Source organism: Bacteroides sp. AM32-11AC (assembly GCF_003603515.1).
In the GTDB taxonomy this organism is placed as follows: Bacteria; Bacteroidota; Bacteroidia; order Bacteroidales; family Bacteroidaceae; genus Bacteroides; species Bacteroides uniformis.
In genome coordinates this window covers 1-7026 of record NZ_QTNH01000029.1, presented here as the reverse complement: position 1 = coordinate 7026, position 7026 = coordinate 1, and the positions used below count along the sequence as shown (strand labels likewise).

General features: G+C 39.9%; 4 protein-coding genes and 3 pseudogenes. All 7 read left to right on the top strand.

Annotated features, from left to right (window positions below; translation table 11 throughout):
• On the top strand, positions 1-674 hold a 674-nt coding region (locus DW800_RS19325; RefSeq protein WP_133303842.1), incomplete at its 5' end, for a DUF4329 domain-containing protein.
• A gap of 12 nt (positions 675-686) precedes the next feature.
• Positions 687-1094: an NTF2 fold immunity protein gene (locus tag DW800_RS19320; RefSeq protein ID WP_051642902.1), complete on the top strand. Its 408-nt coding sequence runs from the start codon at positions 687-689 to the stop codon at positions 1092-1094.
• A 270-nt stretch (positions 1095-1364) separates the two neighbouring features.
• A pseudogene (locus tag DW800_RS19315) lies at positions 1365-2678 on the top strand (RHS repeat-associated core domain-containing protein); the annotation flags it as partial.
• 548 nt (positions 2679-3226) lie between these two features.
• A complete protein-coding gene (locus DW800_RS19310) occupies positions 3227-3535 on the top strand; it encodes a hypothetical protein (RefSeq protein WP_035447399.1) in 309 nt (102 codons plus the stop codon).
• Positions 3536-3660: 125 nt separating this feature from the next.
• Positions 3661-4932, top strand: a pseudogene (locus DW800_RS19305) (RHS repeat domain-containing protein); the annotation flags it as partial.
• On the top strand, positions 4895-5479 hold the full coding sequence (locus DW800_RS19300; protein WP_057281495.1) for a hypothetical protein: 585 nt from the start codon (positions 4895-4897) through the stop codon (positions 5477-5479). The pseudogene DW800_RS19305 and the gene DW800_RS19300, both read left to right, overlap by 38 nt.
• A 108-nt stretch (positions 5480-5587) precedes the next feature.
• Positions 5588-7026 (top strand): annotated as a pseudogene (locus tag DW800_RS19295) (RHS repeat-associated core domain-containing protein); the annotation flags it as partial.

Here is a 7026-nt window from a genome sequence, read left to right as displayed (position 1 = left end):
GACATTATGATGCTGCGTTGGGACGGTTTACGACGAATGACCCGTTGGCAGAGAAATATTATTCGATGAGTCCGTATACTTATTGTGCCGATAATCCGGTAAAGTTCATAGACCCAAATGGTATGGAATATGCTCCTGGTGATCTGTTTAAGACTAAAAGAGCAGCAGCTAAAGATTGGGGTATGTATTATAATGGTGCATCTATTATACGTAAACGTGAAATGGGCTCTTCTATTTATGAAGTTAAGCAAAAGGGAAAGCTAAAGGGATATTCTTATAGTGCAGCCAATGAAGGAGAGCACAGCGTATCTATAAGCTTACCTCCTAACGGTGAGAGATTTGTAGGATCGATTCATTCGCATGGAGACGCGGACGCAGAGCATATAAATAATAAATTCTCAAAAGCTGATATAAAATATATTGAGAAAACAAAAGAAAATGGTTATTTGGCTACGCCGAGTGGCGATTTGTTAGAATATAATCCTTATAGTAAGAAAACATCAATAGTGACTAGTGATCTTCCTAGTGATCCCAAAGATCCTAAACGAAAGAATAATATTAATCCGAAAGATATTCCTGCTGAAAAGGGTAAACAAAGAATGAAAGAATTGCTACAAAAGCCAGATTTAAACATTCCTGTTAGCCAGAGAGAACATATTCATTGGGTATTTTAAAAAGATAGCAATATGTATAGGACTTATTTTTTTGCTTTAATGCTATTTGCGATGTCATGTACAAACAGTACATCGAAGGTCGGAGAAGATCAACAATCATCTCAACAGATTGAGTATGTAATGAATGATAGTCTCTCAACAGATTTTTATACTGATATGAAAAGCTATGTTCCTGCAGAGGGATTTATACCTACAGCGGATATTGCAGTAAAGATAGCGGAATGCGTACTATTGGAAATTTATGGAAAGGAAAGTATAGAGAAAGAAAAACCTTTTTCTGTTAACTTGGTAAATGGAATATGGGTAATAGAAGGGCATATTCCTAATGGAAATGATAGTGCGCTGACTTTCTGTGGACAATCTTATGTGGAAATAAGAAAAAGTAATGGTGAGATTATAAAGCTTTTGCATACTAAATAAAAAATATTACTCTAATATAAGTTGCCTTTTTTCAATGAGATTTATTTAATTACTATCCTAACATCAGATATGCTATATCTTGTATGTTAGGATAGTTTTTTAGGTCTATCAAATGATGTAGGTCATGCAGGACTACATCCGTACTCTCCGGATGCTTAACAGCACGGGCACTTCCTATCTGGATAACATTTCCTATATGTATTATTTGTACGACAGTCTGGGACGGCTGACCCTGCAGGGGGGAATCCTTCTTCCAGTCCTACCGTGCTTGTGCAGAACAACTTGCTCAGTGGCTACGACATCACAAGTACGGTTTATACTTTCTCCAACAAGCCGTCTGGTGTGACACATACACATACTGCCAGCGGAAAGACCACGCGCACGGAAGTATATACCTATACCTACGACCATGCGGACAGAATAAGCAAAGTGCGGCATAGTCTTGGCGGCACTTCAATCACTCTGTACGATGCCACTTATGACAACTTCGGTCGTTTGCTGACCAAGCAGTATCACGGTACGAGCACCAACAAGCTGACTTATGCCTACAACCTGCGCAGCTGGCTGACGGGAATCAGCGGCACATGCTTCACACAGAACCTGTACTACAACACGGGTGTGGGTACTGCGAAGTACAACGGCAGCATCAGCAGCATGACCTGGAAGTCCGGGAACGAAAGTACAGTCCGTGGTTACAAATTCACTTACGACGGTCTTGACAGAGTGCTGAACGCGGGGTGTGGAGAGACAGCAAGTATCAGCACGAATGCGAACCGCTTCTCGGAGAACGTTACGGGTTATGACAAGAACGGTAACATCAAGAGTTTGCAACGTTACGGCCAGACTGGTGCCAGTGCCTACGGCCTGATAGACAACCTGACTTTTACCTTGAACGGCAATCAGTTGAGCCGTGTGGACGATGCCGTGATGGCTTCTGCTTACGGTGGAGGCTTCGAGTTCAAGGACGGCGTGAAGCAGGTCGGAGAGTACACCTACGATGCGAACGGCAATTTAACCAAAGATTTGAACAAGGGAATCACCGATATTCAATATAATTGTTTAAATTTGCCAAGTGCAGTAACGTTCAGCGACGGAAGTACGATTACCTATGTTTATGCAGCCGACGGCACAAAGCTAAGAACGGTTCATAAGATAGGTGGCGCTACCACCACAACGGACTATTGCGGGAATGTGGTCTATGAAAACGGAGCCCAGAAGCTTCTGATTACCGAAGAGGGCTATATTACTTTGAGCGACAACAAGTATTACTATTACTTGAAGGACCATCAGGGGAACAACCGTGTAGTCATAAACCAGAGCGGAGCGGTAGAGGAGACAAACCATTACTATCTGTTTGGAGGAGTATTCGCTTCATCAACAAGCACTCAGCCTTACAAGTACAATAGCAAGGAATATGACACGAAGAAAGGCTTGAACTGGTATGATTACGGGGCACGGCATTATGATGCAGTGTTGGGACGGTTTATGACGGTGGATCCGTTGGCAGAGAAGTATTATTCAGAAAGTTTGTATACTTATTGTTATAGTAATCCTATAAATTGTATAGACCCTAACGGGAAGGATGGTATTTATATTGCCTTCCCTGATTATAAAATATCAACTCCTATTGGTAAAATTGGGAATTTAGGTCATGCTGGAGTATTATTGATTGATAATAAAACAGGAGTGACTAAATATTATGAATATGGCAGATATGACAAAGAGGGTAAAGGAGTTGTCAGAACATTCGCTGTTCCAAATGTAAAAATAGGACAAGATAAAAAGCCTACATTGGAATCATTGAATAAAACTTTATCAATAATATCTGAACAAGCGGGACATGCCGGAAGAATAGAAGGAGCATATATTGAAAGTGATAAGTTTAAAGAAATGAAAAACTATGCAGAATCAAAAATAGCGGAGAATGCTAATTCAAAGAGGAAAGAGTATTCATTAAGGAATAATAATTGTGGAACTTTTGCGGCTGATGTTTTGAAACAAGACCCATCTGTAAAAGATAAGGCACCAGTAATTATAGATCCAAGGCCCAATAGTATAGTTAAAGAGTATCAAGATAATTTTAAGTCACTAAATTATGATCCTAAAAAGAGACAAGTTAAAATTGAATAGATATGGAAAGTCAAAGTATATCATTAGGAGATTTATTTTCAGTTGAATTATTTGTAGGATCAATAACGTTTGTTTTAGGAACGGTTTTGTTCTTCTTATTATTATTATTGAATTTGAGGCTTAATCTTAAAACGACATTATTATATTGTTGCCTGCAATTGATACTTGTTGTCTCTCTTTCTACTATTTTCTTTATATTTTGGCGTTTTAATTTTGATATAATGATAGGGTTTCTATATTTACCAGGTGTATTATCTGAGGTTTTTATTATGCTCTTATTCTATTTTATATTAAAAATAAAAAACAAATAATTGAATAATATTTTTATAACAATTCTATTACAGCGGGTGGAAACATCCGCTGTTTCTTTTTATAGGGTACCCACTATAATAGAAATATTAGCAGTCTAACTTGCCAAGTGGAGTAATGAAGGCCCAATGGCAAAATTTATTCAATGAGCTTTAAAGCAAATGTTAACGCCGCCTATGATAATACTACAATCATTGGTACAGACACTAACCGTTTCCGCGAGAACGCGACAGCTTTCGTCTACAATAACAGCTTCGAGTTCAAGGACAGCATGAAGCAGGCGAACGAGTACACCTACGATGCCAACGGCAATTTAACTAAAGATTTAAACAAGAATATTACCGGTATATCATATAATTGTTTAAATTTGCCAAATACAGTAACGTTCAGTGACGGAAGTACTATCACCTATATTTATGGAGCCGATGGCACAAAGCTGAGAACAGTCCATAAGATAGGTACTACCACCACGACGACGGACTATTGCGGAAACGTGGTCTATGAAAACGGAGTCCAGAAGTTGCTTCTTACCGAAGAGGGTTATGTAACTTTGAGTGACAACAAGTATCACTATTACTTGAAAGACCATCAGGGGAATCACCGGGTAGTAATCAACCAGAGCGGCACGGTAGAGGAAACGAACCATTACTATCCTTTTGGCGGCGTATTTGCAAGTACAAGCAATACTCAGCCTTACAAGTACAATGGCAAGGAGTATGACTCGAAGAAAGGCTTGAACTGGTATGACTACGGGGCAAGGCATTATGATGCAGCGTTGGGAAGGTGCCATGCCAATGACAGGTTTGTAGAGAAGTATTATTCGATGTCACCGTATCAGTATGGGGCGAATAATCCGGTGAATAACATAGATGTGAATGGAGATACAATTGTTGTAAATCCGAACCCGAATGGTTTGATAGATAATGTGAAAATGTTCTTTGGATTTGATACTAAGTATCAAAAGGATGTGAAAGTCGATTTGCAGCAACTTAAGAAAGATGATAAAGGAGTCGCTAATATTATCACTGAGTTGGAAGATAGTGAGAATATTCATTATATTACAATGCCTAAGAAAGGGGCTTCTAATTCAACGCTAATTGATAAAGAAAAGGTTGAAATGAAAATCTCACAAGGCAGTATAATCCATTATGATCCCAATAATAGAAGAAGGAGTCGAAATGAAAAAGAAATGAGAACTCCAAGAGTCGGATTGAGTCATGAACTTCAGCATTCGTTTGATGTAGACAAGAAATTTGCCACTTATGAAACAACGGAAAATGGTATAAAACTAATGGAGGTACGCGCTGTTAATACAGAGAATAAGATTAGAAGAAAAACAGGTGATCCTAAAAGAATTGAATATGGTGGAAAGAAAATACCTAAAAAACTATTGGAGTAACATAATTATACCTTTAGTTGTTGTAATTGGAGGAATCGCTTTCTTCTTTCATATAGTGTATAAGCATTCTGAAAAAGCGATGATGGTTTCTGATCTTGATAGAGTACCTATAACTTCTTTAATGTCAGTAAATATAAAATGGCAAGATTCTACTTATTGTACAGTGTTGGAAAGTGTAGAATTATTTTCCATATTGGAGGAAGAAGGTAAAAAGACAATTCCTCAATTGAAACTTCCAAAGAAAGAGTTCATTGAACTTTCGTACAAAGATACTTTAATAGTAGATAGTCTTTCATTTATACAACTGAAAGATTATATAGTTATTCCTCAATATCGTATAGACTCAATTTATGAGAATGAAGGAGTGAAAGGATTACTTTCTGCTTATTTTGATGATGTATGGTTTATTCCATCTTGTGAAGATGGAATATTGACTTTGCCGGAACAACGGTATGTTATTGATATTTTACATAGATGTGGTTATTGCGTAGATATTGATTGTGAATCAGGTTGCATTTATATTGTATCTTCTCCTGATATAGGTTGATTACTTCAAGAAAAATCTCTTTAATTACTATCCTAACATCAGATATGCTATATTTTGTATGTTAGGATAGTTTTTTAGGTCTATCAAATGAAGAATTCTGTGTAGGTCATGCAGGACTACATCCGTACTCTCCGGATGCTTAACAGCACGGGCACTTCCTATCTGGATAACATTTCCTATATGTATTATTTGTACGACAGTCTGGGACGGCTGACCCTGCAGGGGGAGTATACGGGTAAGAATCCTTCTTCCAGTCCTACCGTGCTTGTGCAGAGCTACTATGACGGTTACGGCTTTGTGGGTGGTACCGGACTTCCTACGGGCCAGTTCACCAAAGATACTTCCGGCTACGGCAGGGGTTCTCTTACCGGCAGTGCCGTTACGGTTTTTGGCAGTAGCACTAAGATCTATAAGGCTTTCTATTATGACATCAAAGGGCGCATGACGAAAAGTGTGCAGAACAACTTGCTCAGTGGCTACGACATCACAAGTACGGTTTATACTTTCTCCGACAAGCCGTCTGGTGTGTCCCATACACATACTGCCAGCGGCAAGAGTACGCGCACGGAAGTATATACCTATACCTACGACCATGCGGACAGAATAAGCAAAGTGCAGCATAGTCTTGGCGGCACTGCGATTGCTCTGTACGATGCTACTTATGACAACTTCGGTCGTTTGCTGACCAAGCTGTATCACGGAACGAACACCAACAAACTGACATATGCCTACAACCTGCGTAGCTGGCTGACGGGCATCAGCGGTACATGCTTCACACAGAACCTGTACTACAACACGGGTGTGGGTACTGCGAAGTACAACGGCAGCATCAGCAGTATGACCTGGAAGTCCGGGAACGAAAGTACAGTCCGTGGTTACAAATTCACTTATGACGGTCTTGACCGGATGCTGAACGCTACTTATGGCGAGACAGCAAGTATCAGCACGAATGCGAACCGCTTCTCGGAGAACGTTGCGGGTTATGACAAGAACGGTAACATCAAGAGTTTGCAACGTTATGGCCAGACTGGTGCCAGTGCCTACGGCCTGCTTGATAATCTGACTTACACATTGACCGGCAATCAGTTGAGCCGTGTGGACGATGCCGTGAGTACCGTTGCATACGGTACAAACACTGCCTTTGTGAACGGTGCAAGCACCGCAGGGGAGTATGTCTACGATGTCAATGGTAATTTAACGAAAGATTTGAATAAGGGAATTACCGATATTCAATATAATGTATTAAATTTGCCCAGTACGGTATCGTTCAGTGATGGTAGCACGATCACCTATACTTATGGTGCTGACGGCACGAAACTGAGAACAGTCCATAAGATAGGCAGTACAACCACAACGACTGACTATTGCGGTAATGTGATCTATGAAAACGGTACTCAGAAGTTGTTACTCACCGAAGAGGGTTACATCAACCTGACCGGTACCCAGCAGTATCATTACTATCTGAAGGACCATCAAGGTAACAACCGTGTAGTAATCAACCAGTCAGGTACTGTGGAGGAAACGAACCATTACTACCCTTTCGGTGG

What these genes read in the sequence shown, in the direction of transcription:
- DW800_RS19320 (WP_051642902.1), top strand. Translation starts at nt 687, where the DNA reads ATGTATAGGACTTATTTTTTTGCTTTAATGCTATTTGCGATGTCATGT.
- DW800_RS19310 (WP_035447399.1), top strand. Translation starts at nt 3,227, where the DNA reads ATGGAAAGTCAAAGTATATCATTAGGAGATTTATTTTCAGTTGAATTA.
- DW800_RS19300 (WP_057281495.1), top strand. Translation starts at nt 4,895, where the DNA reads ATGGTGGAAAGAAAATACCTAAAAAACTATTGGAGTAACATAATTATA.